The organism is Bordetella genomosp. 7, from assembly GCF_002261415.1.
Taxonomy (GTDB): domain Bacteria; phylum Pseudomonadota; class Gammaproteobacteria; order Burkholderiales; family Burkholderiaceae_B; genus Bordetella_A.
This window is the reverse complement of the sequence record NZ_NEVI01000023.1, coordinates 479231-503950: the sequence shown is the minus strand read 5'-3', so window position 1 is coordinate 503950 and position 24720 is coordinate 479231. Positions and strand designations below refer to the sequence as shown.

25 protein-coding genes are annotated in these 24720 nt (G+C 64.3%); 8 read left to right on the top strand and 17 right to left on the bottom strand.

The window, feature by feature from the left end; genetic code table 11:
• Positions 1 to 4 precede the first annotated feature (4 nt).
• Genes CAL18_RS19295 through CAL18_RS19285 form a run of 3 tightly spaced genes read left to right on the top strand, consistent with a single transcriptional unit; the run spans position 5 to position 3174 of the window.
• Positions 5 to 982, top strand: a complete 978-nt coding sequence (locus tag CAL18_RS19295; protein ID WP_094818532.1) for a hydroxyacid dehydrogenase — start codon at positions 5 to 7, stop codon at positions 980 to 982.
• A gap of 18 nt (positions 983 to 1000) precedes the next feature.
• Positions 1001 to 2149 carry a mandelate racemase/muconate lactonizing enzyme family protein gene (locus CAL18_RS19290; RefSeq protein WP_094818531.1) on the top strand — a complete coding sequence of 383 codons (1149 nt, stop codon included), beginning with the start codon at positions 1001 to 1003 and terminating at the stop codon, positions 2147 to 2149.
• 41 nt (positions 2150 to 2190) lie between these two features.
• Positions 2191 to 3174: a Bug family tripartite tricarboxylate transporter substrate binding protein gene (locus tag CAL18_RS19285; protein WP_094818530.1), complete on the top strand. Its 984-nt coding sequence runs from the start codon at positions 2191 to 2193 to the stop codon at positions 3172 to 3174.
• A gap of 348 nt (positions 3175 to 3522) precedes the next feature.
• On the opposite strand, the gene CAL18_RS19280 is transcribed toward CAL18_RS19285, so the two are convergent.
• From CAL18_RS19280 to CAL18_RS19270, 3 genes are all read right to left on the bottom strand, one after another.
• On the bottom strand, positions 3523 to 4587 hold the full coding sequence (locus CAL18_RS19280; RefSeq protein ID WP_081745766.1) for an FUSC family protein: 1065 nt from the start codon (positions 4585 to 4587) through the stop codon (positions 3523 to 3525).
• 40 nt (positions 4588 to 4627) lie between these two features.
• Positions 4628 to 5233, bottom strand: a complete 606-nt coding sequence (locus tag CAL18_RS19275; RefSeq protein ID WP_094818529.1) for a flavodoxin family protein — start codon at positions 5231 to 5233, stop codon at positions 4628 to 4630.
• A 98-nt stretch (positions 5234 to 5331) separates the two neighbouring features.
• Positions 5332 to 6981 (bottom strand): mechanosensitive ion channel family protein, encoded by a 1650-nt coding sequence (locus tag CAL18_RS19270; protein WP_170940394.1) that lies wholly within the window; start codon positions 6979 to 6981, stop codon positions 5332 to 5334.
• Between the two features lie 193 nt (positions 6982 to 7174).
• Here CAL18_RS19270 and CAL18_RS19265 point away from each other — a divergent pair, with 193 nt between their 5' ends.
• Positions 7175 to 7969 carry a hypothetical protein gene (locus tag CAL18_RS19265; protein ID WP_141217791.1) on the top strand — a complete coding sequence of 265 codons (795 nt, stop codon included), beginning with the start codon at positions 7175 to 7177 and terminating at the stop codon, positions 7967 to 7969.
• 204 nt (positions 7970 to 8173) lie between these two features.
• Here the strand turns inward: CAL18_RS19265 and bdcA are convergent, their stop codons facing one another.
• Entirely contained in the window at positions 8174 to 8887 is a 714-nt protein-coding gene (gene bdcA, locus CAL18_RS19260) for an SDR family oxidoreductase (RefSeq protein WP_094818571.1), read from the bottom strand.
• 73 nt (positions 8888 to 8960) lie between these two features.
• Between bdcA and CAL18_RS19255 the strand changes: the two genes are divergently transcribed.
• Positions 8961 to 9557: a TetR/AcrR family transcriptional regulator gene (locus CAL18_RS19255; RefSeq protein WP_212589946.1), complete on the top strand. Its 597-nt coding sequence runs from the start codon at positions 8961 to 8963 to the stop codon at positions 9555 to 9557.
• 126 nt (positions 9558 to 9683) lie between these two features.
• Here the strand turns inward: CAL18_RS19255 and glmS are convergent, their stop codons facing one another.
• Positions 9684 to 11516 carry a glutamine--fructose-6-phosphate transaminase (isomerizing) gene (gene glmS / locus CAL18_RS19250; protein WP_026641094.1) on the bottom strand — a complete coding sequence of 611 codons (1833 nt, stop codon included), beginning with the start codon at positions 11514 to 11516 and terminating at the stop codon, positions 9684 to 9686.
• A 148-nt stretch (positions 11517 to 11664) separates the two neighbouring features.
• Between glmS and CAL18_RS19245 the strand changes: the two genes are divergently transcribed.
• On the top strand, positions 11665 to 12153 hold the full coding sequence (locus tag CAL18_RS19245) for an Lrp/AsnC family transcriptional regulator (protein WP_094797710.1): 489 nt from the start codon (positions 11665 to 11667) through the stop codon (positions 12151 to 12153).
• Between the two features lie 139 nt (positions 12154 to 12292).
• Here the strand turns inward: CAL18_RS19245 and CAL18_RS19240 are convergent, their stop codons facing one another.
• The 6 genes from CAL18_RS19240 to CAL18_RS19215 form a co-directional block, all read right to left on the bottom strand.
• The gene (locus CAL18_RS19240) at positions 12293 to 13360 is read right to left on the bottom strand and encodes a glycosyltransferase (protein ID WP_094818526.1); all 1068 of its coding nucleotides are present in this window, start codon (positions 13358 to 13360) and stop codon (positions 12293 to 12295) included.
• Positions 13357 to 14679 carry a UDP-glucose dehydrogenase family protein gene (locus CAL18_RS19235; protein WP_094818525.1) on the bottom strand — a complete coding sequence of 441 codons (1323 nt, stop codon included), beginning with the start codon at positions 14677 to 14679 and terminating at the stop codon, positions 13357 to 13359. Before CAL18_RS19235 ends, CAL18_RS19240 begins: the two co-directional genes overlap by 4 nt.
• Positions 14680 to 14784: 105 nt before the next feature.
• Positions 14785 to 16176 carry an MFS transporter gene (locus tag CAL18_RS19230; protein ID WP_051423887.1) on the bottom strand — a complete coding sequence of 464 codons (1392 nt, stop codon included), beginning with the start codon at positions 16174 to 16176 and terminating at the stop codon, positions 14785 to 14787.
• Positions 16173 to 17543 (bottom strand): bifunctional UDP-N-acetylglucosamine diphosphorylase/glucosamine-1-phosphate N-acetyltransferase GlmU, encoded by a 1371-nt coding sequence (gene glmU, locus CAL18_RS19225; protein WP_026641099.1) that lies wholly within the window; start codon positions 17541 to 17543, stop codon positions 16173 to 16175. Before glmU ends, CAL18_RS19230 begins: the two co-directional genes overlap by 4 nt.
• A 61-nt stretch (positions 17544 to 17604) precedes the next feature.
• Entirely contained in the window at positions 17605 to 18294 is a 690-nt protein-coding gene (locus CAL18_RS19220) for a PhaM family polyhydroxyalkanoate granule multifunctional regulatory protein (protein WP_038852626.1), read from the bottom strand.
• A 27-nt stretch (positions 18295 to 18321) separates the two neighbouring features.
• The gene (locus CAL18_RS19215; protein WP_094797707.1) at positions 18322 to 18966 is read right to left on the bottom strand and encodes a glycine zipper 2TM domain-containing protein; all 645 of its coding nucleotides are present in this window, start codon (positions 18964 to 18966) and stop codon (positions 18322 to 18324) included.
• Positions 18967 to 19101: 135 nt separating this feature from the next.
• Between CAL18_RS19215 and CAL18_RS19210 the strand changes: the two genes are divergently transcribed.
• Positions 19102 to 19329, top strand: coding sequence for a DUF3717 domain-containing protein (locus tag CAL18_RS19210; RefSeq protein WP_026641101.1), 228 nt, complete (start codon positions 19102 to 19104; stop codon positions 19327 to 19329).
• A 113-nt stretch (positions 19330 to 19442) separates the two neighbouring features.
• Here the strand turns inward: CAL18_RS19210 and CAL18_RS19205 are convergent, their stop codons facing one another.
• The 5 genes from CAL18_RS19205 to CAL18_RS19185 form a co-directional block, all read right to left on the bottom strand.
• On the bottom strand, positions 19443 to 20051 hold the full coding sequence (locus CAL18_RS19205) for an SCO family protein (RefSeq protein ID WP_026639936.1): 609 nt from the start codon (positions 20049 to 20051) through the stop codon (positions 19443 to 19445).
• Positions 20052 to 20070: 19 nt separating this feature from the next.
• Positions 20071 to 20964 carry a heme o synthase gene (cyoE, locus tag CAL18_RS19200; RefSeq protein ID WP_026639935.1) on the bottom strand — a complete coding sequence of 298 codons (894 nt, stop codon included), beginning with the start codon at positions 20962 to 20964 and terminating at the stop codon, positions 20071 to 20073.
• A 9-nt stretch (positions 20965 to 20973) separates the two neighbouring features.
• Positions 20974 to 22002: a COX15/CtaA family protein gene (locus CAL18_RS19195; RefSeq protein ID WP_026639934.1), complete on the bottom strand. Its 1029-nt coding sequence runs from the start codon at positions 22000 to 22002 to the stop codon at positions 20974 to 20976.
• Positions 22003 to 22053: 51 nt separating this feature from the next.
• The gene (locus CAL18_RS19190) at positions 22054 to 22635 is read right to left on the bottom strand and encodes an SCO family protein (RefSeq protein ID WP_170940399.1); all 582 of its coding nucleotides are present in this window, start codon (positions 22633 to 22635) and stop codon (positions 22054 to 22056) included.
• A 106-nt stretch (positions 22636 to 22741) separates the two neighbouring features.
• On the bottom strand, positions 22742 to 23503 hold the full coding sequence (locus CAL18_RS19185) for an SURF1 family protein (protein ID WP_051423785.1): 762 nt from the start codon (positions 23501 to 23503) through the stop codon (positions 22742 to 22744).
• A gap of 34 nt (positions 23504 to 23537) precedes the next feature.
• Between CAL18_RS19185 and CAL18_RS19180 the strand changes: the two genes are divergently transcribed.
• Positions 23538 to 23738 (top strand): twin transmembrane helix small protein, encoded by a 201-nt coding sequence (locus CAL18_RS19180; protein ID WP_026639931.1) that lies wholly within the window; start codon positions 23538 to 23540, stop codon positions 23736 to 23738.
• 105 nt (positions 23739 to 23843) lie between these two features.
• On the opposite strand, the gene CAL18_RS19175 is transcribed toward CAL18_RS19180, so the two are convergent.
• Positions 23844 to 24719 carry a cytochrome c oxidase subunit 3 gene (locus CAL18_RS19175; protein ID WP_094797704.1) on the bottom strand — a complete coding sequence of 292 codons (876 nt, stop codon included), beginning with the start codon at positions 24717 to 24719 and terminating at the stop codon, positions 23844 to 23846.
• Position 24720: the final 1 nt, after the last annotated feature.

Here is a 24720-nt window from a genome sequence, read left to right as displayed (position 1 = left end):
CGCCATGGGCAACCCACTGCCAGAGCAACCCAAGGTGGTCCTGACCGATGCCATCCACCCCGATGCGCATGCGGCGCTGGCCCGCGAAGCCATCGTGCTGGCGCCCGACCCGCAACTGGCCGGCACGGCGGCGGCCGATGCATTGCGGCACCTGGTGCAGGACGCGCAGGGGCTGATCGTGCGCCGGCAACTGCCTGCCGATATTTTCGATGGCCCGCACTCCCTGCGCGGCGTGGTGCGTCACGGCGTGGGCTTGGACTTCATCCCCGTGGACCGCGCAACCGCGCAAGGCCTTCCGGTGGCCAACACGCCCGACGTCAACGCCAATGCCGTAGCCGAGTACGCCGTCATGGCCATGCTGGAAAGCGCCCGCCGCCTGCGGCATTTCGATGCCGAGGTGCGGCGCGGCGCCTGGGCTGCCCGACGAGAGGCCGGGGCGCTCACCTATGAGCTGCGCGGCCGCGCGCTGGGCATCGTGGGCTTTGGCGCAATAGGCCGACGCGTCGCCGAAATCGCGTCCACGGGCTTCGGCATGCAGGTCGCCGCCCATACGCGCAGCGTCTCCCGCCTGCCCGCCGCGGTCGGCGCCTGCGGGCTTGCGGAGCTGTTTGAACGCAGCGACTTCGTCGTGCTGGCCTGTCCGCTGACCGAGCAGACGCGCGGCATGATCGGCCATCAGGTGCTGGCCCGCGCCAGGCCCGGCCTGGTGCTCGTGAACGTGGCCCGCGGGCCGGTGATAGACGAACCCGCGCTAGTGAGCGCGCTGCAGGCAGGCGCGCTGGGCGGCGCCGTGCTGGATGTGTTCGCCACGCAGCCGCTGCCCATGGACAGCCCGCTGCGTAACCATCCGCGTGTCACGCTGACGCCGCACCTGGCGGGCACGACCGGCGACGCCGAGCGCGCCATGGGCCTGCTGGCGGTGCAAACCCAGCTCGCGCTCATCCGAGGCGAGCGTCCTTCCAATATTGTGAACTTCCAATAACAGCCCCCTGGAGACATCATGAAGATCAGCAGCATTACCGCCATCCCGCTGTCGTACAAGCTGCCCCAGGGCAAAACGGTGACCATGGGGGTAGGCAGCACCCTGAAGCGCGACGCCATCGTGGTGCGGGTCGAGACATCCGACGGCATTGTCGGCTACGGCGAGGCACACCCGGGACGCAGCCCGGGCGCCATTGTCAGCCTGATCCACAACACCCTGGCGCCGCTGCTGGTGGGAATGTCCGCGCACGACGTGGTCGGCGCGTGGCAGCGCGTGCATCGCATGCAGTTGTCCAGCCACGGGCTGGGAGCCGGCGCTGCCCTGGCGCTTTCGGGCATCGACATGGCGTTGTGGGACATCAAGGGCAAGGCGGCCAACCTGCCCCTGTATGAACTGCTGGGCGGTTCGCACAAGCGCCTGCCCGCCTATGCGGGCGGCATTTCGATGGGCTACCAGGCGCCGGAATCCCTGGCCGAAGAAGCGCAATCGTATGTGGCGCAGGGCTACCGCGCCGTCAAGCTGCGGCTGGGCGATACCGCGCAGAACGACATCGCTCGCTGCCTGCAGGTTCGCAAGGTGCTGGGCGACGATATCGATATCCTGACCGATGCCAACACCGCCTACACGATCGCCCAGGCGCGCCGCGTCTTGCCGGTGCTGGCCGATATCCAGGCTGGTTGGCTCGAAGAGCCCTTTGCCTGCAACGACTTCGCGTCTTATCGCGAGGCTGCCAAGATCACGCCGCTGGTGCCCATCGCGGCGGGCGAGAACCACTACACGCGCTTCGAATTTGGCCAGATGCTTGAAGCGGGCGCCGTACAAGTGTGGCAGCCCGACCTTTCCAAGACCGGCGGCATCACCGAAGGCGTGCGCATCGCCGCCATGGCCTCGGCCTTCCGCATCCCCGTGCACGCGCACAGTTCCGCCACGGGCCTTAACCACGCGGCCACCCTGCATTTCCTGGCCGCTACCGAAAACGCGGGTTACTTCGAGGCCTGCGTATCCCACTTCAACCCGCTGCGCGACATGTTCGGTTCTGTGTTCGCCATCGGCGAAGACGGCTGCGTCGAGCCGCCCAAAGGCCCCGGCCTGGGCGTCGAAGTGGACGAAGCTGTGTTCAAGGAGTTCCCGGTCATCGATGGACCGGGTTATATCGTGAAGTTCTGATAACACCAAAGAGAAGGCCCCAAGGCCTGGGAGACAACATCATGAAGACAGGAAAACTGGCGGCGCTGCTGGCCGGCGTCGGACTGGCGCTCATCATCCAACCCACTGTGGCAAGCGAGGCCGACGCGTATCCCGACCGCGCGGTCCGCATCATCGTGCCGTACACGCCGGGCGGCTTCAACGACACCCTGGCCAGGACGGCCAGCGACTACCTGACCAAGAAGTGGAAGCAGTCGGTCGTGGTCGAGAACAAGCCGGGCGGCAATACCCTGATCGGCAACACGGCCGCGGCCCAGGCCACGCCAGACGGCTACACGCTGTTGATCACGCCGCTGCCCTTCTCGGCGCTGCCCGGGCTGTATCGCGACAAAATGCCCTATGACACGCTGAAGGATTTCGAGCCTGTCATCTGGGCGGGCAGTACACAGAACATTCTTACCGTCCGCGCCGATTCGAAGTTCAAGTCGGTCAAGGATCTGATCGACTACGCCAAGGCCAATCCGGGCAAGGTCAACTACGGCTCGACCGGCTCGGGCTCGTCGAACCATCTTTCCATGGAGCTCTTCCTGGAAATGACCGGCACCAAGATGACCCACATTCCCTACAAAGGCAGTGCGCCGGCTGTTGCCGCCCTGCTGGCCGGCGATATCGACGTGCTGTTCGACAATCTTCCGAACGTGTATCCCAACATCAGCGCCGGCAAGCTGACGGCTCTGGGCGCCACCGGCGCCAAGCGGGCGGCGCTGTTGCCCGACGTGCCCACCGTGGCAGAAGCCGGCGTGCCGGGCTACGAGGTGTCGGTGTGGTTCGGCATGCAGGCGCCGGCGGGCACGCCGGCGCCCATCATCAAGAAGGTGAACGCGGGCATGACCGACATGCTTAAAGAAAAAGACGTCATCGAGCGTTTCGGCAAGCAGGGTGTAGAAGTCGTGGCAAGCACGCCGGAACAGTTCAAGAAGCTGGTCAATGCCGAAGTCACGAAGTGGACCGGCGTGATCGACCGCGCAGGCATCAAGATAGAGTAAGCCGGACCACCGGCGCGAGCCGCGCCTCAGGCGGCACACGCGGTGTCTGACTCCGGAGGTGTCTGACACCCTGCGGGAGTCAGACACCACGCCCCAGGATTACGCGCCACCGGTGTCTGACTCCGAAGGTGTCAGACACCCTGCGGGAGTCAGACACCACGCCCAGGATTACGCGCCACCGGTGTCTGACTCCGAAGGTGTCAGACACCCTGCGGGAGTCAGACACCACGCCCCAGGATTGCGCGCTACCGGTGTCTGACTCCGAAGGTGTCAGACACCCTGCGGGAGTCAGACACCACGCCCAGGATTGCGCACTACCGTCACTACCGGTGTCTGACTCCGAAGGTGTCAGACACCCTGCCCTTGATGTCTTGGACGGGACTTGGCTTTCGTCGGCGGATCCAGATAATCGGCCAATGCGTCGAGCTCGCGGGTCACTTCGCGCCAGGCCCATCGAATTGCCTCTATGGATTCGATTTCCGAGGCGCTGAACGAGTCTTTCTTGACGCAGTCGTCAATCACACTGTCCAGCCGTATCAACGGCGCGGCCGGACGCCTGGGCACCGCCGCGCGCTTGCCGCGACGAACAACCTGCGCCATGCCCACAATCTGCTCCTGGGCAGACGCCGCCACTTTATCCAGCGCCGGGCCCAGGCGGCTGCAGATCTGCTCGGACAATTGCAAGTCGCCCGCACGTTCGATAAGCGCCGCAGTAAGCCACAGCCGATCGATCTGCGCATGCAGCTGCCGCAGCTGGGCATTGGGATACAACAAGTCCATCGGAAACGTCCTGGCCTGCAAAGACATTTCCTGAGCGCGCAATCGGGCCTGCTCCATCATGTTGTCGTCATACAGGCGCGGGCGCTGCTTGCCGCTTTCCAGCATAGAGGCCCACTTCACCAACAGCTCGCCGTAAGTCTCTATCAGGTTGGCAAGGTTGGCCCTGACGCTGTGCTGCGCCGACAACGGCAGCACCACCACGGCCGCCAGTACACCGCAGGCAATCCCGACGCCAACGGCCACGGTTTTATCAAGGGCCCCAGCCAGCACGTCGGCCGCGGGTTCCACAGTAACCGCGGTAACGGTAACCAGGCTATAACTCAGCGCCTGCCAGCGCATCGACAGATAGGCGGCCACGCCCACTCCGGCCACCGCGCCCAGCACAACAGGAAGGTCCAGCAGCCGGCACGCCAGCACGCAGCCCACCCCAAGCACGACGCCTATCAGCGCCCCCAGCACGCGCCCCCACGCTTCGCCTACCGTGCCTTCAACGCTGGTGCGCAGCACGAAGAGCGCAGAAAAGGCGGCCCAGGCAATTTCCGGCAAGTTCAGCCAGACCATGCTGGCATAGGCAAGGCCCACGGCAGCAACGGTTTGCACGGGCAGGCGTACAGCGTCAGGCACGCTCAGCATATAGACTTGGCCAGGTATTCCGCCCGGACGGCGCGCGGGCTCATCGCGGCGGATAGGGCGAAGTGCGCAACAACTGCGCAAGGTGCATGCAATTCAGCGCCAGTTCGCGAGTGGTTTGTGCGGTCTTGTCCGGCGTAGAAGGAAGGTCCCGGAAATCCGTCTTCTGCATCGCTTCGCCCACCCAGTACGTGACCGCGCTGGCAGGCAGGGAAAAGCCGACATCGTTCAGGGCCTGGAAAAGTTCCGCGCTGACGTGATGGGCGCCATCTTCGTTTCCCACCACCGCCACACCGGCGACCTTGCCATAGGTAACCATGCGGTTGCCATCGTCCATCTCGCCCAGGAAGGCGTCCATGCGTTCCAGGACGCGCTGACACACACTGGACGGATGGCCCAGCCAGATGGGAGTCCCCAGGATCAGAATATCCGCCGCCAGAACGCGCCGGCGCAGTTCGGGCCACTGGTCGCCCGGCCCCTCGTCGGATGTCACGCCGGGCGCGATGGCCATGTCCACCGCCCTGACCAGGTCACAGACCACACCCAGCCGGCGCAGTTCTTCCAGGACCTGGCTCAGCAAAAGTTCACAGGATGACGACGCGGGCGATTTCTTGAGCGTACAGTTGATGCCGATGGCGGTAAGAGGCATGACGCACCTCGTTGTGATGACATACCGCACGGCCAGCAAATATCAGGCCCGGCGATGGTGCGGCACGGCGGCCGCCCATCGTCATCCCGCCACCGCGACTACTTCGATTGCGCCGCAATCATGAAGCGCGTCGGCACCAATTCGATGCGCATCGAGTCTATCAATTCGACGATACGCAGCAGCAGCGCTTCCTGCACCGCAAGGAACTTCGTAAAGTCATTGGTCAGCACGTGGGCGCGCACTTCCACTTCTATCCGGCCTATACCCAGGCCCACGCAGCGCACGCGTGGCCACCCGTCTTTCTTCTCGACCATGTCGTCGGACGACATCAGGGTTCGCAGCCGTTCCAGCAATTCGTTCAATTGTGATGCAGGCGTATCCACGCGCAAGGCCAGCGTATGGACGAAAAGGCATTTGTCGCGCTGCGTATAGTTGACGATCTCGGTCTTGGCCAGATCGCGATTGGGCACGGTGATCAGCGTCCCCTCCAACGCACGGATCCGGCTCGAGCGGGTGCCCACGGCCTCGACCACGCCCCGCTGCTCGCCAAAACTGATCACGTCGCCGATACGAAAGGGCCGGTCGGCAAAAAGCGCCACGCCCGCGAACAGGTTTTCTATGGTCGATTGCGCCGCCAGCGCCAACGCAAACCCCCCCACCCCTATCCCCGCGATCAGACCCAACGCGGGGATACCGATCTCGTTGGCGCCGTACACCAGGATACCGCCCGCCAAGCCAATTGCCGCGACACGCGCCGCCAGCCGCAGCAAGTGTATGTCCAGGCTGTTGCGCGAGATGCGGGGTGTGCTGATGACCGCTTCGGCCATCAGGAAGCAGCCAACCCATGCCGCCCATGCGGCCACGGCATAGAACACCGCGGTAAACACCAGGCGTTCGCCCGTGGCAAACCACCCGGCGGGGTCGATATGCGATATGACAAACCATTCGGCCAACGAATAGATGGCGATCAGCGCCACCGGCAATGAAAAACGCCACGCCAGGCGGCGCAGTTCGCTGCCGCGACGCCCCTGGGCCCGCACCACCCGCGCCCAACACCACACCAGCGCCAGCATCAGGCCGACCACACCGGCAATGGCGATAATTTTCCAGACCGGGGTGTTCAGATAGGCGGTTTTCAGCGAATCAGGGATGCGCCGCGTCAGCCAATCGGGCACCAGCGGCCCCGTTGCGTTGATATGTTCTTCGTGCAGCGAGGCATAGTGCCGTGCTTGAACCACCGGCAGGTGCTTCACCCGTTGATAGTATTCGGCCAGGTGCGCGATGCTGCCGGCGGTAAACAGGTACTCGCCTGCGTTAGGGCCGTCTTCCTGGCGCGCGATCTTGATATCGGTGCCCGGCACCGTCCAGCGGGCTGGCAGCGGCGCTCCGCCGTCGCGTGCGCCAGGGATCGAGCCTTCATCGACCGACGGCAGACGCGCGACGATGTCCCCAAGATACGTCAACGCCGCGTTGCCCGCCTTCACACGATTGGCCGCGGGCACCTCGCTCAGGTCCAGCAGCGTGCGCAGCCGATTCAACTGATAGCGGATTTCACGAAGATTGGCGAAGCTCTTGTCTGCGGTGTAGCCGATGTACAGCTGTTCCAGGCGCTGCATGCCCGACACCAGCGACCGATAGGTATCAGCAGGGCTTGCGGTACTGACCGGCGACAAGGCCCTTTCGGCCACGGCAAATGCCGGCGCGCTTACCAGCCACATCATCCAGGCCGCGCAACACGCGCCCGCCATTGCCCTGCACCATCTTGCCAGCGCCCTCACCTGTGCCCCCTTTCTGCCGAGCGGATAAGGCCGCATTATCATTGATGCGCCCGGCATCGTCGACCAAGGCCGGCAAGCCGCGTCGGGGCCGCGACGCTTCAACGCTTCAGAATCCCTACGCCCGCCACGTGCCAGTCATTGATATAACCGCCCGAGACGTACCTTGATTCCGGTTGCTCTGCCCTCGCTTGAATTCGTTCTGACCCGGCTGGCTTTCGTCCTGGCCACTTTATTCTGGCTGGGCTGGACCCTGCGACTTTGCTTGAGCGCATCAGCGCGGCAGCGGCTTAGCCCCCGGCGCACCATGATGTATGCCGCGTCGGCCGTTCTGGGTGTATACACGCTCGTCAGTTTCTATCAGTTGCAGCGCCATGTCGCAGAATCGCGGGCGGCCTACGACGCCAGCTTCCGCCTCACACTCACGAAGCCCCGTGTTCTAGGCGCGATCGAAATGCCGGCCGGCACCGCGCTGGAGCTTGCCATCGCGCACCGGCCCGACGCCTTCAGCACGGCGCGCTTTCCCTACCCCGTGCAGATCGGTGGGGTAAGCACCCTGACAGCCAGGCGCTATCTCGCTATTCACACCGATGAGGCCCACCGCACCACAGGCTACACGCCAATAAACATCCGCCTTGAAGGCCAGGGCCACGGCGTGCTGCTGGGCTGGGTATGCGATGCCGCCCAGCCGATCATTTTCGCGACTCATCCGGATGGCGGCGTGGGCGAGTTCCAGAGCTGCACGCTAGCCGAGGGAAACCATATCGAGAACATCCCCTTGCCCCAGGGCGCCGAATTGATCGCAACAACGGGCACCGTGTACCCGGATGGCCGCGTCGATCCTGACCGCTGGCTGATCCACCTGCCGACAACTTCCGAACTGCATATCGGCGGCGGCCTTCAGCGCGGCGGTGCGATCCTGCTGGATGCGGACCGCAAGCTCTACCGCCGGGTGCCTTAGCCCAAGCGCCGCTTCTGGCGGCTATGCCCCACTTAGCCAGGTTTCGAAAGACAGTTGATCCAGGAAAATGCCGTCGCGCGCAGCCCAGCGTGATCTTCCTACAACTCACCGGTTGTAAACCGAAAATACAGTTCAAGCCTTGTATTTACGGTTTACCAGGTATATCGAACAGGAAATGCACAGTTGGTTCTTGTTCGTCTGTCTCTAGGCTCCGAATCCGCCGTCTATCGTGTGCATCGCCCCAGTCACGAATGCGGCTTCTGGACCGGCCAGCCATGCCACCATTGACGCAACCTCTTCTGGCTGGCCGTGGCGCTTGATGGCCATGAATCCATGCAACAGGTCTTTCATCGGCCCATCGGCTGGATTGGCATCCGTGTCAATCGGCCCAGGCTGAACAACATTCACGGTAATTCCGCGCGGACCTAAGTCACGCGCGAGGCCTCGAGCCAGCCCCTGCAGAGCCGATTTGCTGAGTGCATATGCCGCCATGCCAGGCACGGGCATCCGGTCTCCGTTCACCGATCCGATAACGATGATACGCCCACCTTGAGGCATACGACGCGCTGCCTCGACAGAAGCGTGATAAGGCGCATGCACATTGATCTTAAGCAGGCGGTCTACGGCGTCCGGATCAAGTTCAAGCGCGTCGCCGAACACTCCAATTCCGGCGTTGACCACCAGTACGTCTAGTGGGCCGCTGTCGCGCACCCGTGCGATGACCGCATCCCGGTCTACGCTGTCTGTCTGGACCGCCTTGCTGCCTGTTTCAGTAGCAAGCGCCTCGGCTGCGGCCTGCGATCCTGAATAAGTGAACGTTACGTCCGCCCCATCCGCAATAAAGCGCCGCACAATTGCCGCGCCAATTCCGCGACTTCCTCCCAACACCAACACCGACTTCCCTTCGAACGCAGCCATCATTGACCCCTAGGTAAAATATGTAGTGGTCACTATAATAATAGACGAGACGGCAATGTCAAGGATTTTTGTAGTGGAACCTAAAAAAATAGTTCGAAGTCGGGGTCGACCGCGTAAATTCGATGTAGATGAGGCCATCGCAACTGCTCAGCGCCTGTTCCATTCCCGGGGTTATGACTCCGTCAGCGTGTCGGACCTGACCGACGCCCTGGGCATCAACACACCCAGTTTCTATTCGGCGTTCCGAAGCAAAGCTGGTCTTTATGAGCGGGTCATCCACCGGTATGCTCATCACGGAGCCATCCCGCTTACAGACCTTCTGCGCTCTGACCGTCCGGTCGCGGAGTGCATCACCGCAATGCTTGAGGAAGCGGCACGTCGTTATGCCGGCGACCCTGCGGCGACTGGATGCATAGTGCTGGAGGGATGCCGTTGCAGCGACGCAGAAGCGCGTGTTCTTGCCGGCGCTGCACATGATGCTGCGGTTGAAGTCATCCGCACATATATCGCTGCTCGACATCCCTTAGAAGCAGCGAGACTTACCGAGTACATCAACACTCTGATGATTGGTCTTTCCGCACAGGCGCGCGCTGGTAAGGAATTGAACGTCCTTCTCGAAACCGTGCGCGCGGCGAGCCTAGCCGTCACATCCATCCTTCGCGCTGGATGAGGCATGCAAGTGCTGCAATTCACAGCGTATGCGGACGCCACAGTGCGGCGGCGCATGACGTCTCCTGTGTTCTAGAAAAGCCGGCAACGAAGCCGGCGCCGGCTACCCTGGCACTATCTCGAGTTACTACTCCACCGTCACGCTCTTTGCCAGGTTCCGCGGCTTGTCTACGTCGGTGCCCCGCGCGCAGGCGGTGTGATATGACAGCAGCTGCAGCGGAATGGTGTGCAGGATGGGGGAAAGCACGCCGTAGTGCTCGGGCATGCGAATGACGTGCATGCCTTCGCTGTTGGCGATGCGGCTGTCTGCGTCGGCAAAGACATACAGTTCGCCGCCACGGGCCCGCACTTCCTGCATGTTGGACTTCAGCTTTTCCAGCAGCGAGTCTTTGGGCGCGATCGTGACCACGGGCATCTGCTCGGTAACCAGCGCCAGCGGCCCGTGCTTGAGCTCGCCCGCCGGATAGGCCTCGGCGTGGATGTAGCTGATTTCCTTGAGCTTCAGCGCGCCTTCCAGGGCGATGGGGTAATGCATGCCCCGGCCCAGGAACAGGGCGTTCTCTTTGCTGGCAAAGCGGTCGGCCCAGGCCATGATCTGGGGTTCCAGCGCCAACACCGAACCGATGGCGGCCGGCAGGTGGCGCAAGGCCTTCAGGTGGTCGGCTTCTTGCTCTTCGGTGAGCCTGCCGCGCGTTTGCGCCAGTGCCAGGGTCAGCAGGAACAGCGCGGTAAGCTGAGTGGTGAATGCCTTGGTGGACGCCACGCCGATTTCGACGCCGGCGCGCGTGATGTAGGCCAGCTTGCATTCGCGAACCATGGCGCTGGTGGCCACGTTGCAGATGGTCAGGGTGTGTTCCATGCCGAGCGAGCGCGCGTGCTTGAGCGCGGCCAGCGTGTCGGCGGTTTCGCCTGACTGCGAGATGGTGACGACCAGAGTGCGCGGGTTGGGCACGCTGTCGCGGTAGCGGTATTCGCTGGCGATTTCGACGGCAACCGGAATCTTGGCGAGCGACTCGATCCAGTATTTGGCGGTAAGGCCGGCGTACGAACTGGTGCCGCACGCCAGGATCAGCACGGAGTCGATCTCTTTGAAGATCTTGTGGGCTCCGTCGCCGAACAGTTCCGGCGTGATGCTTTCGATATCTTGCAGCGTGTCGCCCACGGCGCGGGGCTGCTCGAAGATCTCTTTCTGCATGTAGTGCCGATAGGGGCCCAGTTCGGCGGCGCCGGTGTGCACGTGTACGGTGTGCACTTTGCGCTGGACGGGCTTGCCTTCCATATCGGTGATCCACACGCGCGACAGCTGCAGGTCGACGACATCGCCGTCTTCAAGATAGATGATCTGGTCAGTGGTGCCGGCCAGCGCCAGCGCATCGGAGGCCAGGAAGTTCTCGTTCTGGCCCATGCCCACCACCAGCGGCGAACCTTGACGCGCGCCCACGACGCGGTGCGGCTCGTCCCGGCAGAAAACAGCTATGGCGTAGGCGCCTTGCAGACGGCGCACGGCCTGCTGCACGGCTTCGAAGAGATCGCCGTTGTACAGGTGGTTGACCAGGTGGGCGATGACTTCGGTGTCGGTCTGGCTTTCGAATACGTACCCAGCGGCCTGCAGTTCGGCACGCAGTTCGTCATGATTTTCGATGATGCCGTTGTGCACGAGCGCGATACGGGGTTCGTCTTTGCCCAGTTGCGAGAAGTGCGGGTGTGCATTGTGCGTGGCGGGCACGCCATGGGTGGCCCAGCGCGTGTGGGCGATGCCCGTGAAGCCGGCCAGGTTGTCGTGCGCAACCTGGTCGGCCAGCTCGGCCACGCGTTGCGTGCTGCGGGTGCGGCGCAGGTGGCCGTCGACGTACAGCGCCACGCCGCAGGAATCGTATCCGCGATATTCCAGCCGCTTCAGGCCTTCGACCAGGATGGGAGTGATGTCGCGTTGGGCGACGGCGCCGACAATGCCGCACATAGGGAATCTCCGGTGATTTGGGTATGGGCGCATTGTGCGCTGGGCGCGATGAAATTTGATTGCTTTATTACGCCAATAATGACAGATGATTTTCTTACACAAACGTGTTTAAATCTTCTTCCATTTATCCGGTATTTTTGAAATAAACATGCAGAATGAACCCCACGAGTTGGTGGAACTCGATGATCTGGACCGACGCATTCTGGTCGAGCTGCAGGAAGATTGTTCGCTGACCAACCAGGAACTCGCCGCCAGGGTGCACGCCTCGGCACCGACTTGCCTGAGGCGGGTGCGCCGTCTGGTCGAGGCCGGCGTGATCGCGCGGCAGGTGGCCATATTGGCGCCCGAGAAGCTGGGCAGCACCCTGACTGCCATTGTGGAAATAACGTTGGATGTGCAAACGGCAGAAAGCCTGGATGCATTCGAGCGCAGTCTGGTAGACGAACCTGCGGTGCTGCAGTGTTACCGCGTGTCGCCAGGGCCGGATTTTGTGGTGGTGGCCCAGGTGCGGGATATGCCCGCCTATCATGCGTTGGCGCACCGGGTGTTTACATCGCAGGCCAATGTGCGCAACGTCAGGACGTTTTTTTCGGTGCACCGCGCGAAATTCGAAACGCGGATCGATGTGGCGGGATGAGGTATCTGTCGGGGGGTGTCTGACACCAGAGGTGTCAGACACTGAATGCTATGTGGCGGGATGACGTATCGCCCCGGGGGGGTGTCTGACACCAGAGGTGTCAGACACCGGATGCGATGTGGCGGGATGACGTATCAGATCAGCGTTGGCGCGCGCGCAGCAGTCTGTCGAATTGCGCCAGGTAGCGTCGCCCCATTTCGGTTACGTCGTGCTCGGTGCGCACGTATTCGTAGGCGCGGCGGGTGCAGTCAGCGCGGAACTCGGCATCGTCCAGGCAGCGCGCCATGCCCAGGGCCATGGCGTGCGCGTCTCCCACCGGGCATAGCACGCCGCGGCCGTCGGCCAGGCTTTCTTTCAGGCCGCCCGCGTCGGTGGACACGACGGGCACGTGCTGCAAAAACGCGTCCAGCACGCTACTGCCCAGGGCCTCTTCCTGCGAGCTCATGACGAAGACGTCGAAGATGCTGTAGAAATCTTCGATACCTTTGCGGAATCCCGCGAACAGATATACGTTTTGCAGACCCAGCGCCTGGACCTCTGCCCGCGATTCGGCTTCCCGGTCGCCGCCCGCGCCAAAATGCACGAACACGAAGTCATCGCGTTGCCGGGCGAGTTCGCCCACCGCGCGTATCAGGGTCAGCGGGTCTTTGTCGCGTATCAGCGCCGCGGAAGTGGCCAGCACCTTCTTGCCGCGCAGCCCCAGTTCGTCGACAAGGCGCTCGACGTTGGCACGGTTGATCTCGTGCGGTTCTACTGCGCTGCGGATGATGGCCGGGTCAAGCCCCAGCCGGCGCGGTTCGGCCGCGGCCATTTCGCTGATGGCGACGAAGCAATCGACCCGGCGCCATTTTGCGCCCGTCTTCCATTCTTCGCCGGGCTTGACGACGAAGGACGTGCGCCGGGAAAACGCCACCGGGCGCCGGTGCACGACCTTGGTCAGAACGGCCCACGTGACGGTATTGGCGGTTTGCGCGTGGATGATGTCGTAGCTTCGGCCTGCGCGAGCCAGAAAGGCCAGCTGCGCCGGCACGTTGCGCACGCCATGGGCCAGGAAACCTTCTTCGCCCGCGCGCGCCTGCAGCGGCCCGCCGGCACGACACAACAGTTCGACCTCGTGACCTGCGGCGCGAAACGCACGCATGCAATACAGGGTCTGGCGTTCGCCGCCACGCCAGCCTTTCTCGAAGTTGAGCTGCAGGATTCTCATGAGCGTCCGATGCCCTGGTATTCAAAGCCCAGCGCGCGCATATCGGCGGGCGAATACAGGTTGCGTCCATCAATGATTACGGGGTTCTTCAATAGGGCGCGCATGCGTTCCAGGTCGGGCGCGCGAAACACCTTCCATTCGGTGGCGATCAGCAAAGCATCGGCTCCGTCCAGCGCCTGGTACATGTCGTCGGCGAATTCGACGGCGGGATTGTTTGCCAGCAGCTGGCGCGAGTGCGGCATGGCGATTGGGTCGTAGGCCCGCACGCGCGCGCCGCGCTGCGTAAGCTCGGCAATGGCGGTCAGGCTGGGCGCTTCGCGCATGTCGTCGGTGTTGGGCTTGAATGACAGGCCCCACAGGGCAAAGGTGCGGCCGGACAGGTCGTCGCCAAAATGCGCCACGATTTTTTGAGACAGCCGCAGCTTCTGGGCATCATTGGCGGCTTCGGCGGCGGCCACGACGCGCATGGGCAACCCGTGCTCGGCGGCGGTTCGCGCCAGCGCCTGCACGTCTTTGGGAAAGCAGGAGCCGCCGTACCCTACGCCGGGGTACAGGAAGTGATAGCCGATGCGGGGGTCGGCGCCGATGCCGCGGCGCACGTGCTCGATGTCGGCGCCCAGCGCCTCGGCGAGGTTGGCCATTTCGTTCATGAACGAAATGCGAGTGGCCAGCATGGCGTTGGCGGCGTACTTGGTCAGCTCGGCGGATCGCACGTCCATGACCATCAGGCGCTCGTGCGTGCGCTGGAAGGGCGCATACAGGCGGCGCATGACGCCTATGGTGTATTCATCGTCGGCGCCGACGATGATGCGGTCGGGGCTCATGAAGTCTTTGATGGCCGCGCCTTCTTTCAGGAATTCGGGGTTGGACGCCACGCTGAAAGGCACGTCGACACCGCGTTCGGCCAGCACTGCAGCGATGGCCTGTCGCACCTTGTCTGCAGTGCCCACGGGCACTGTCGATTTATCCACCACCACTTTTCGGCTGGTCATGTGGCGGGCGATGTTGCGCGCCGCTTCCAGTACATGTTGCAGGTCGGCCGAGCCGTCTTCGCCAGGGGGTGTGCCGACTGCGATGAACTGCACGTCGCCGAAGGCGACGCTGGCCGGGATGTCGTTGGTGAACTGCAGCCGGCCGGCCTGGGCATTGCGCTTGACGAGATCTTCCAGGCCGGGCTCGTAGATAGGGATACCGCCCTGCTGCAACATCTGGATCTTGTCGGCATCGACGTCCAGGCACATGACTTCGTTGCCCATGTCGGCCAGACAGGCGCCCGAGACCAAGCCCACGTAACCTGTGCCGATAACCGTGATTTTCATGCGCAAATGCCTATAGATGGTGTTCGGCGGAATTATAGATGGCGGGCTGCTGGCGCAATGCGGGGAAAAGCCGGCCGGCAGCGCCGCAACTGGCGCCTGGATGCATCAGCCGGCGCGCAATTTGTTCAAGCGTACCGCATTGACCGCAATTGCCGCGGTGGCGCAAAGGGTGGCGAAGCCCAACGCATAGGTGGGGCCGTATCTGCTGCTGAGCGCGAAGGCGATGGCCACAAGCGCCGTGCCGAAGCTCTGGCCGAACACCCGCGTGGTTGCCTGCAGCCCGCCGGCAGCGCCGCTGCGCTGGCGGGGCGCGGATGACAGCATGGCCCGGTTGTTGGGCGTTTGGAAAAACCCGAAACCCAGCCCGGTGACGAACATGGCGCCCATGATCCACGAATTAGGCGCGTCCAGCGGCATGGCGACCAGCCCGATCAAGCCCACGGCCATGACGGCCGCGCCTGCGCCGCTGAGGGTGGCGGCCGAATAACGGTCGGACAGGCGTCCGGCCAGCGGAGCGACGATGCCGGTGCCTACGGGCCATGCGCCCATCAACATGCCGACCTCAAGGTACGACCGTCCCAGTATCTGTTGGAAGTAGAACGGCAGCGACACGTAAGATGCCATTTGTGCAGCGAACGTGAACGCGGATGCCGCAACGGCGAACCCGACTGCGCGGATACGCAACAGATCTACCGGCACCAGCGGCGCGGGCTGCCTGCCGGCGCGCCGCACGAGCGCCCAGCCCGTCACGCAGGCCGACAGGATCATCGCCAACCCGCGCAACCAGTCTTGCCCCAGTGTATCGACCCCCGAAATGAATACGCCCAAAGTCAGCATGCAGAGCAGCGCGCTGACCCAGTCGAGCCGCACGGTGTTGCGGGGCACCTCCGGCAGGTGGCGCAGGCCGAACATCACCGCCACGCAAATGGGCAGGTTGATGGCGAAGATCCAGCGCCAGTGCGCGACTTCCAGGATGATGGACCCCAGGGTGGGCCCCACCACTGACATGACGGCGACGGTGGTGGCATTGAGACTGATGCCCCGTCCGAGCAGGCGCAACGGATAAATGTTGCGCACCATGCCCCCGAACATGCACATGAGCGTCGCCGCCCCCACGCCTTGCGCGACGCGCGCCAGGGTCAATTGCCATAAGGATTGCGACAGCGCCCCCGACAGCGAAGCCAGTGCAAACAACGCCAGGCCGATGGTGTACATGCGCTTGAAGCCGACGCGTTCGGCCAGCGCCGACAACGGCAGCAACAACATCACGACCGCGAGGTTGTACGCGTTGACGATCCAGACCGCCTGCGACGGCAGTGCGTCGAGGTCGCGTGCGATGGTGGGCAGCGCCACGTTGGCGATGCTGGTATCCAGCACCGACATGCTGATGCCCACCAGCACCGTGGCGGCGGCCCAGTACCGGCGCGGCGTGGGCAGGCCGTCGGGCAACGCCTGGCGGGGCGAGGCGCCGGCGGCCGGCCTGGGTTCTGTGCTCACGACTTTTTCTGGGGTCGCTGCCAGCCGTCGATCGTGGCCTGCTTGGGACGCGAGACCGTGAGCTTGCCGGCCGGCGCATCGCGGGTCAGCGTGGTGCCCGCGCCCAGGGTAGCGCCCTTGCCCACGCGCACGGGCGCGACGAGCTGGGTGTCCGACCCGATGAAAGCGTCGTCTTCGATGATGGTGCGATGCTTGTTGGCGCCGTCGTAGTTGCAGGTGATGGTGCCGGCCCCGACGTTCACACGCGCGCCGATATCGGCGTCGCCCACGTAGGCCAGGTGGTTGGCCTTGCTGTCGGCGTCGAGCACGCTGTTCTTGATTTCGACGAAGTTGCCCACGTGTGTGCGATCGCCCAGGCTGGCGCCGGGGCGCAGGCGGGCATAGGGGCCGATGCGCGCGTCGCGGCCGACGGTAGCCTGCTGGATGTGGCTGAAGGCGTCGATGTGTGTGCCCGCGCCCACCGATACGTCGCGCAGCACGCAGTGCGGCCCCACGCGCACGCCATCGGCCAGTTCGACCTTGCCTTCGAACACGCAGCCCACGTCGATGAACACATCGCGCCCGCACGATAGCGTGCCACGCACGTCAAAGCGCGCCGGGTCGGCCAGGGTGACACCGGCCTCGAGTTGTCGCCGCGCCTGTTCAAGCTGCCAGCGCCGCTCGAGCTCGGCCTGTTGCACGCGGCTGTTGACGCCCAGGGTCTCCCAGCCGGCGGACGGCTGCGCGGCGCCCACGGCAACGCCGTCGGCCACGGCCAGGCCGATCACGTCGGTAAGGTAGTACTCGCCCTGGGCATTGTTGTTGTCGATGCGGCCCAGCCATTCTTTCAGGCGAGCGGTAGGCGCGGCCATGATGCCGGTGTTGACTTCGCGGATGGCGCGTTCGGCCTCGGTGGCGTCTTTGTGCTCGACAATCCGCACCACCTGGCCCTGTTCGTTGCGCACGATGCGGCCGTAGCCGGTGGCGTCGTCGAGAATCTCGGTAAGAACGGCCGCGCCCTGCCCGCGCGCCTGCAGCAGGCGGCGCAGTGTATCGGGCTGTACCAGCGGCACGTCGCCATACAGCACCAGGGTGACGTCATCCTGGCCGTCTTCTTGCAGCAGCGGAACGGCCTGCTGTACGGCATGGCCGGTGCCTTGCTGCGGCTGCTGCAGCGCGAAACTCAGCCCAGGGCGGCCTTCATAGGCACCGCGCACACGCTCGGCGCCATGCCCCACCACCACCACGATGCGGCCGGGCTCAAGCTGGCGGGCGCTGTCCAGCACGTGTTCCAGCATGGGTTTGCCGGCAAGGGAATGCAGCACCTTGGGAAGATCGGACTGCATGCGTTTGCCGAGTCCGGCAGCGAGAATGACGACGTTTAGCATAAGAGACGAAGATACGGTGAAGCGGCGGGCGGACGCCGGCCGCGCGATGGAAAGCAGAGGGTCAAGACTTGCGGGGCGCCGTGGCGCGCCCGGTGGCCGCCTTTGCCGCACGTTTGCGAGGAGCACGCTTGCGCGGAGCCTGGTCGGCCGGTTCGCTGGCGGACGCCGCGGCGGCGCCCGAGGCTTCGGGCATGGTGGCGGCCGTGGCTGCGGCAAGCTGGTTGAATTGCTGCTGCAGCAGATCCCACCAGGCCTGCGATGCCGACTGCGCCGCCTGGCTGACTTGCTCGGCCGTGGAAGCCGGCTCGGCCGACGCCGCGGCGCCGCCCGCCGGCTGGCTGCGGGATTCAGGGGCGGCGGCGCCCGGCTGCGCCGGCGTGGCGGGTTTCAAGCCCAGCGCGACCTCGAGCGGAGACGGATTGCCGCCGGCGGCGCCGCTTACGAATGATCGCAGGGTGGCAATGGTGGCGCGCTGCACCTCCAGCCCCTGGATGGTGCTCGTGAGCATGGAGAGGTTCATGCGCAGCCAGCTTTCGACCGAGCGCAGCTCGGCAATGCGGCGCTCGAGATCTTCAAGGTTCATGGGGGGCGTCATGGGCAGCGCCTGCGCCAGCCCGCCCGGCCCGGCCAATCCCGCCCAGGCCTGGCGCATCATTTCCATACTGGCAAGCAATGGGTTGCCGGCCATGTCGCCGTCCTGGCCCAAGCCAGGCAGCACGAAGGGGTTGGATTTGGATTGGGGGTCGGACATTCAGGCTCCAGGGCGCCCTGATGGACGCTAGCGCGGCAGGATTTGGCCGTTTTCGATGCGCACGTGATCACCGGAAGCATAGGCAAACGGTTGCGAACTATGGAATTTGCGCGTGCTGCCGTCGGCCATGCGCACGGTCATTTCGTAGTGCGTCACGGTCTGCTGCTGCCTGATATTACGCTCGATTTCATGGCCTGCCAAAGCGCCGCCCACGGCGCCCAGCACAGTCAGGGCGTCTTTGCCGCTGCCGCCGCCGAACTGGTGGCCGACCACGCCGCCCACCACGCCGCCGGCCACGGTACCGACGATGTTATGGCCGCTGTTCTGTACCGGCACCTGGATGGGGCGTATGGTTTCGACCACGCCGCATTGATGGCATTCAGCCGCAGCGGAGGCGGGTTTGGCGGCGGGCTTGGGCGTGCTGCCCGCGGCCGGAGCGGCGGAAGCCACTTTTGCCGGCGCGGCGCCCGCGGCGGGCTGGCCTGGCTGGGTTTCGGACGTGGCGGCCTGGCCCGCGGACGCGGCAGGGTCGGCCCAAGGCGTCGGCAACCATCCCAGCAGGGCCGCGACAGCCACGGCGCACAGCAGGATGACGGACACCGCCGCGGTCGCCACCAGCGGGTGCAGGCCCCGTCGGGTAGCGGCGCCAGGGGAAGCTACTGGACTGTTCATGGTTCGTCCTTGTTCAACGATACGGCCCGTTATATAGCACCTGATCGACCCTGCCCGTGGTATCGGCGTGTTGCGATAGTGACCCTTTGCAAGGAACGGCCGTACGGCCGCTGCGCATTCTGGGACAATGACCGGATGGACAAGCCGATTCCCGTGACCGAGCTCGAACAGGCCATCAATTATTGGCGCAACCGCCTGCCGTCGCAAGGCGACGAATCGCGGCTGTGCCCGCAGGCCGCTGCGTTGGCAACGCCCTATGCATTGATGATCATGCAACAAAAGCGGGAAGTCGGCCTTGCGGAGCTAAGCCCGGATGCCTTGGCGGCATATACCGAGTGGCGAACTGCGCACGGGGCCGATTGACGAGGCCTGCGAGGTGTGGTGTCTGACACCCTTCGAGACACCTTCAGAGGAAGCACCGTCACACCAAGTTGGTGTCTGGCTCCCGCAGGGTGCCTGACACCGCGTGGCGGCGCTCAGGAGCCCAGCAGCGCCTTGATGTCGTGGGCCAGGGCGTCAGCGCCGATGGTGTTGTTGGCAAGGACGCGAGATTCGCCCTTGGCGTCGAACAGGTAGAACGCCGCGGTGTGGTCCATGGTGTAGTTCTTGCCGCCTTCGGTGGGCACCTTGGCGTAGTAGGCCTTGAACGAGGCGGCCGCCTGCTTGATCTGCTCGGGCGTGCCCGTCAGACCCAGGAAACTCGAATCGAAGGTGGTTACATATTGCTTGAGCACGTCGGCCGTGTCGCGCTCGGGGTCGACCGTGATCATCAGCACCTGCACGCGCCCGGCGTCATCGCCCAGCTTTTGCATGACCTGCGAAAGTTCAGCCAGCGCCGTCGGGCAGACATCGGGACATTGCGTAAACCCGAAAAACGCCACGACCACCTTGCCGTCGAAATCCTGCAGGGTGCGCGGCTGCCCATTGTGATCGGCCAGGGCCAGGCTCTTGCCCAACTGGGTGCCCGAGATGTCGTTGCCCTTGAAGCTGGGCGCCGCGTCGGTGCAGGCGGCCAGCAGGCCAGCTAGCCCGATTGCCGCCGCGCCGCGCAACAGCGCACGGCGCGAAATATTGAACAGGGACATGTTGCGAGTTCTCCGAGGGTCAGGCAAGCAGGCCGACCCAGTGATCCAGCAGCAAGGCAGCAAACAACAGCGCCAGGTACAGGATGGAAAAGCGGAACAGGCGACGCGCCAACGCGTCGCTGTACTGGCGGTACAGCCGCCAGGCGTATCCGACGAACAGGCCGCCCAGCACCAGGGCGCTGGCCAGATACAGCAGGCCGCTCATGCGGACGACGTAAGGCAGCGTGGTGGTGGCCACCAGCGCCAGGCTGTACAGCAGGATATGCAGGCGGGTGAATTGCTGGCCGTGGGTGACGGGCAGCATGGGCAGCCCCGACTTGGCGTAGTCGTGGTTGCGGTACAGCGCAAGCGCCCAGAAGTGGGGCGGCGTCCAGATAAAGATGATCAGCACCAGCAGCCAGGCTTCGGCGGGCACGGCGTCGGCCGCGGCGGCCCACCCGAGCGCGGGGGGCATGGCGCCCGAAAGGCCGCCAATAACGATGTTCTGCGGCGTGCGCGGCTTGAGGATGACGGTATAGATCACCGCGTAGCCCACGAATGTAGCGAACGTAAGCCACATGGTCAGCGGATTGACCAGGTGATACAGCACGACCATGCCGGTGCCGCCCAGCAGGCCGGACAAAGTGAGAACCTGCGTGGCCGTGATGGTGCCGCGCGCGGTGGCGCGCCGCGCCGTGCGCAGCATGCGGGCGTCGATTTCCTGTTCGATCAGGCAGTTGACGGCAAACGCGGCAGCCGCCAGCAGCCAGATGCCTATGGTTGCAAACACCACCCGGCCGGGGTCGGGCAGGCCTGGCACGGCCAGGAACATACCGATAATGGCGCAGAAAACGGCCAATTGCGTCACGCGCGGCTTGGTCAGCACCAGGTATTGGCGCAGGAGCCCGGGTTGTGTAGCGGCAAAACTGGTCATAACACTATTCTAAACGCGCTGGACTGCCGGAGCGACCGCCCGGGCGACGCCGGGGGTCGACAGGCGCACCAGCATGACGACGCAAGCAAGCGTCAAACCGGCCGCGCCGCCGTTATGCAACACGGCAATCAAGAGCGGCCATTGGAAGAAAATGGTGGTCAGGCCGGTGAACAGCTGCGCGGCCAGCAGCGCCAGCACCAGCGTGGCCGGCCCTCGCAGCGCAGGCTCGGATCGCATGCGCCAGGCCAACACGCCCAGGTACGCCAGCACAAGGAAGGCGAAGTTTCGGTGTACCCAATGGATGGCGGTCAGGGCATGCTGCGAGATCATTTCACCCGACGGCAATTCACCCAGGCCCCTTATGACCGAAAAGCCGCCACGGAAGTCCATTTCGGGGAACCACTGGCCGTGACAGGTCGGGAAGTCCAGGCAAGCCAGCGCCGCGTAGTTGGTGCTGACCCAGCCCCCCAGGGTGATCTGCACCAGCAGCAGCAAGGTGCCGCCCACCAGCCACGGACGCCAGCGCAGGGCATGGGCCGACAGGGGCGCGTGCGGACGCTCGCGCGCCGACAGCCAGGTCATCAGGGCCAGCACGGACAATCCGAACACCAGGTGCGCGGTCACGACCGCGGGCATCAGCCGGTGCGTGACGGTCCAGGCCCCGAAGGCGCCCTGCACGCACACGGCCACCAGCGTGACGACTGCCAGCGCCGGCGAGCGGCCCAATTCGCGGCGGTATCGCCACGCCATCACGACGATCGCAATGATCAGCATGCCGAGAAACGCGCCGACGTAGCGGTGGATCATTTCGATCCAGGCTTTCGACAAGGTAACGGGGCCGAACGGCATGGCTTCGGACGCCTGGCGGATGTCGGACATCGCGCCCAGGGGGGTGACGCTGCCGTAGCAACCCGGCCAGTCCGGGCAGCCCAGGCCGGAATCGGTCAGGCGCACGAAGGCGCCGAACATGATCAGGTCGAGCGTAAGAAACCAGGTGAAGAAAACCAGCTTGCGGTAGCGTTGCTTGATGCGGTCCATATAAATACCGGCCTATGGCCATTGCGGGGCGACGGACATGCGGGCAGGGCGTCAGCCGATGCGCGAGTTATATACGAGCTTGCTGATGTCTTTGCGCACCTTGACGCCATCGGCATCGGCGGGAAACTGCAGCATCAGGTTGCCCAGCGGATCAATGACCCAGATGGGATCGAGCAGGCCGGGCTGGCCTTGCACCGTGTCGCGCGCAAGCAGAAAGCGCGCCAGTTGTTCGGGCCTCGCGCGCACCATGACGGTGCCGCGATAGGCTTCGAGCACCTTCTGGGGCACTTCGGCATCGTCGGTAATAAACCAGACGCGCGCCAGGCGGTCCACATTCTTGCCCTGGCTGGCATGCGAGTTGCGCGTGATGAAAAGCTTGCGGGCGCAGGCTTCGGGGCAAGCGCCTTCGCCCACACTGACCAGCAGCCATTTTCCCTTGAGCGACTGCAGGTCGAAAGGCTTGCCGTCCAGGGTGGTGAGCTGCAGGTCCTGCGCGGCGGGCATGGGACGCTGCGGATCGAGCAGCGTGCCGTAGTTGCTGGACTCTTCGGGCCACCATTGCGGGTTGTAGTACATCACGAAGGCGGCCACGATGGGCGCCAGCGCGCACAGAAACACCAGCACCAGGGGCAGCAATGAGCGCTTCTTGTTGGCGGGAGCAGGAGCGGAGTGGGTTACGCGTGGCACGGGTTTGCTTTCCTGAAATTCAACGAGGGGTATGCCGGTGACGGGTAGCGGATTATCGGGATGCGCGGCGGCGCAGGCCCCGCCAGGCCACCACTACCCAGGCAATGGCGGCGATGCCTGCGAACGAAAACCACTGCAGGGCATAGCCCTGGTTCTGGTTGTAGTCGACCGACGGCTGTGGCCAGTCGCGCACCAGCGTGTCTTGGCCGCTGGTTTGCATCAGCACCGCCGGCAGCAGGTCCAGGCCCGTCGCGCGCGCATAGGCGGCCAACTCCAGGTTCTGGACGTGCGGCACCGCGCCGTCGGCCGCAGGAAGTGTACCGGGCAGTTGGTCCGGCCGCGAACCGCCCAGCGACCAGAGTTCGAACAGGCGCGGCACGCGGGCGGCCAATTCGCCACTGACGCGCTGCAGGCCGGCCGGCGCGGGGGGCAGCGACGCAACAGACTGCCCCGGCGTGCGCGGCAGCCAGCCTCGCAGCACCAGCACGGCGCCGTGGCCCGGGGGATCGAACAACAGTGGCGTCGCCAGCCAGTAACCGGGCCGCCCTTCCTGGTTGCGGTTCTGCAGGAGTACGCTGTATTGGTCCAGCCATCGTCCGGTGGCTTGCGCGGGACGCCATGGCTGCAGATCCGCAGCCGGGGTGCGGGGCGACAGGCTCAGGGGCGGCCGGGAACGGCCGGCTTCGATGGCGGACAGCAGGGCCCGGCGCTCGTCGGCACGCCGCAACTGCCACGCACCCAGCGAGGCAAGTATGGCAACGGCCACCCCCAGCAGCAGCAATGCTGCCAAGGTACGGCGGACTGAATGAGCCATGTCTGCAATAATTCCGTTTTACCCGGAGACCCCAATGCGCGTCATCGTCGTCCTGGCTTTCGTCGGCATCCTGGCCAGCCTGGCATCGGCCCTGGTCTATCTGATGAAAGACAAGGGCTCAACCAGCCGTACGGTCAATGCACTGACTGTGCGCATCGGGCTGTCGGTAGCCCTGTTCCTGTTCGTTCTGCTGGCCCATCACCTGGGCTGGATCGAAAGTACAGGCATTAGATAGGAACGGCAGCGGCCGGTTCCTTTTGTTCAAGCGGCGCAGGAAAAAGCGCCGGTCATTCGTGCGAATGCCCCCTGTCGGGGGCATTCGGCAGTTTGGCGGACGGTATCAGAACCAGTATACGAACAGGTACAGACCCAGCCACACCACGTCCACAAAGTGCCAGTACCAGGCCGCGCCTTCAAAGCCGAAGTGGTTGTCGGCGGTGAAATGGCCGCGTATCAGGCGGATGAGGATGACCGTCAGCATGGTGGCGCCGACGATGACGTGGAACCCGTGAAAGCCGGTCAGCATGTAAAACAGCGAGCCATAGGCGCCGGAACTGAACTTCAGGTTCAGGTCATAGATGGCGTGGTGGTACTCGTACGCCTGGCAGCCCACGAAGATGAAGCCCAGCAGCACGGTGGCAAACAGCCAGAAAATGGCTTTGCCGCGATGGCTGGCGCGCAAGGCGTGGTGCGCGATGGTCAGCGTCACGCCCGAGGTCAGCAGCAGGGCCGTATTGATGGTGGGCAGCCAGAAGGGGCCCATGGTCTGGAATTCTTCGACGATGCCCGCCGGGCCGAAGTTGGGCCACACGGCCTGGAAGTCCGGCCACAGCAACAGGCGGTGGTCGAGATCGCCCAGCCACGGCGTGGTGATGACGCGGATGTACCACAACGCGCCGAAAAAGCCGGCGAAGAACATGACTTCGGAAAAGATGAACCAGCTCATGCCCCAGCGGTACGACAGGTCGATGCGCTTGCTGTTCAGGCCGGCTTCGGATTCCTGGATGGCGTCGCCGAACCAAAAATACAGCGACACGAACAAGCCCAGGACGCCCACCAGCAGCAACCACTTGCCCCAGCTGACGTCGTTGAACCACGCCGCCGCGCCCAGGGCCATGGCCAGCAGGGTTACCGCGGTGCGCACGGGGTGAGCCGAATCCGCCGGTACGTAGTAGTACGGTGCCTCTTTACCTTGAACCGAGTGGCTTGCACTCATG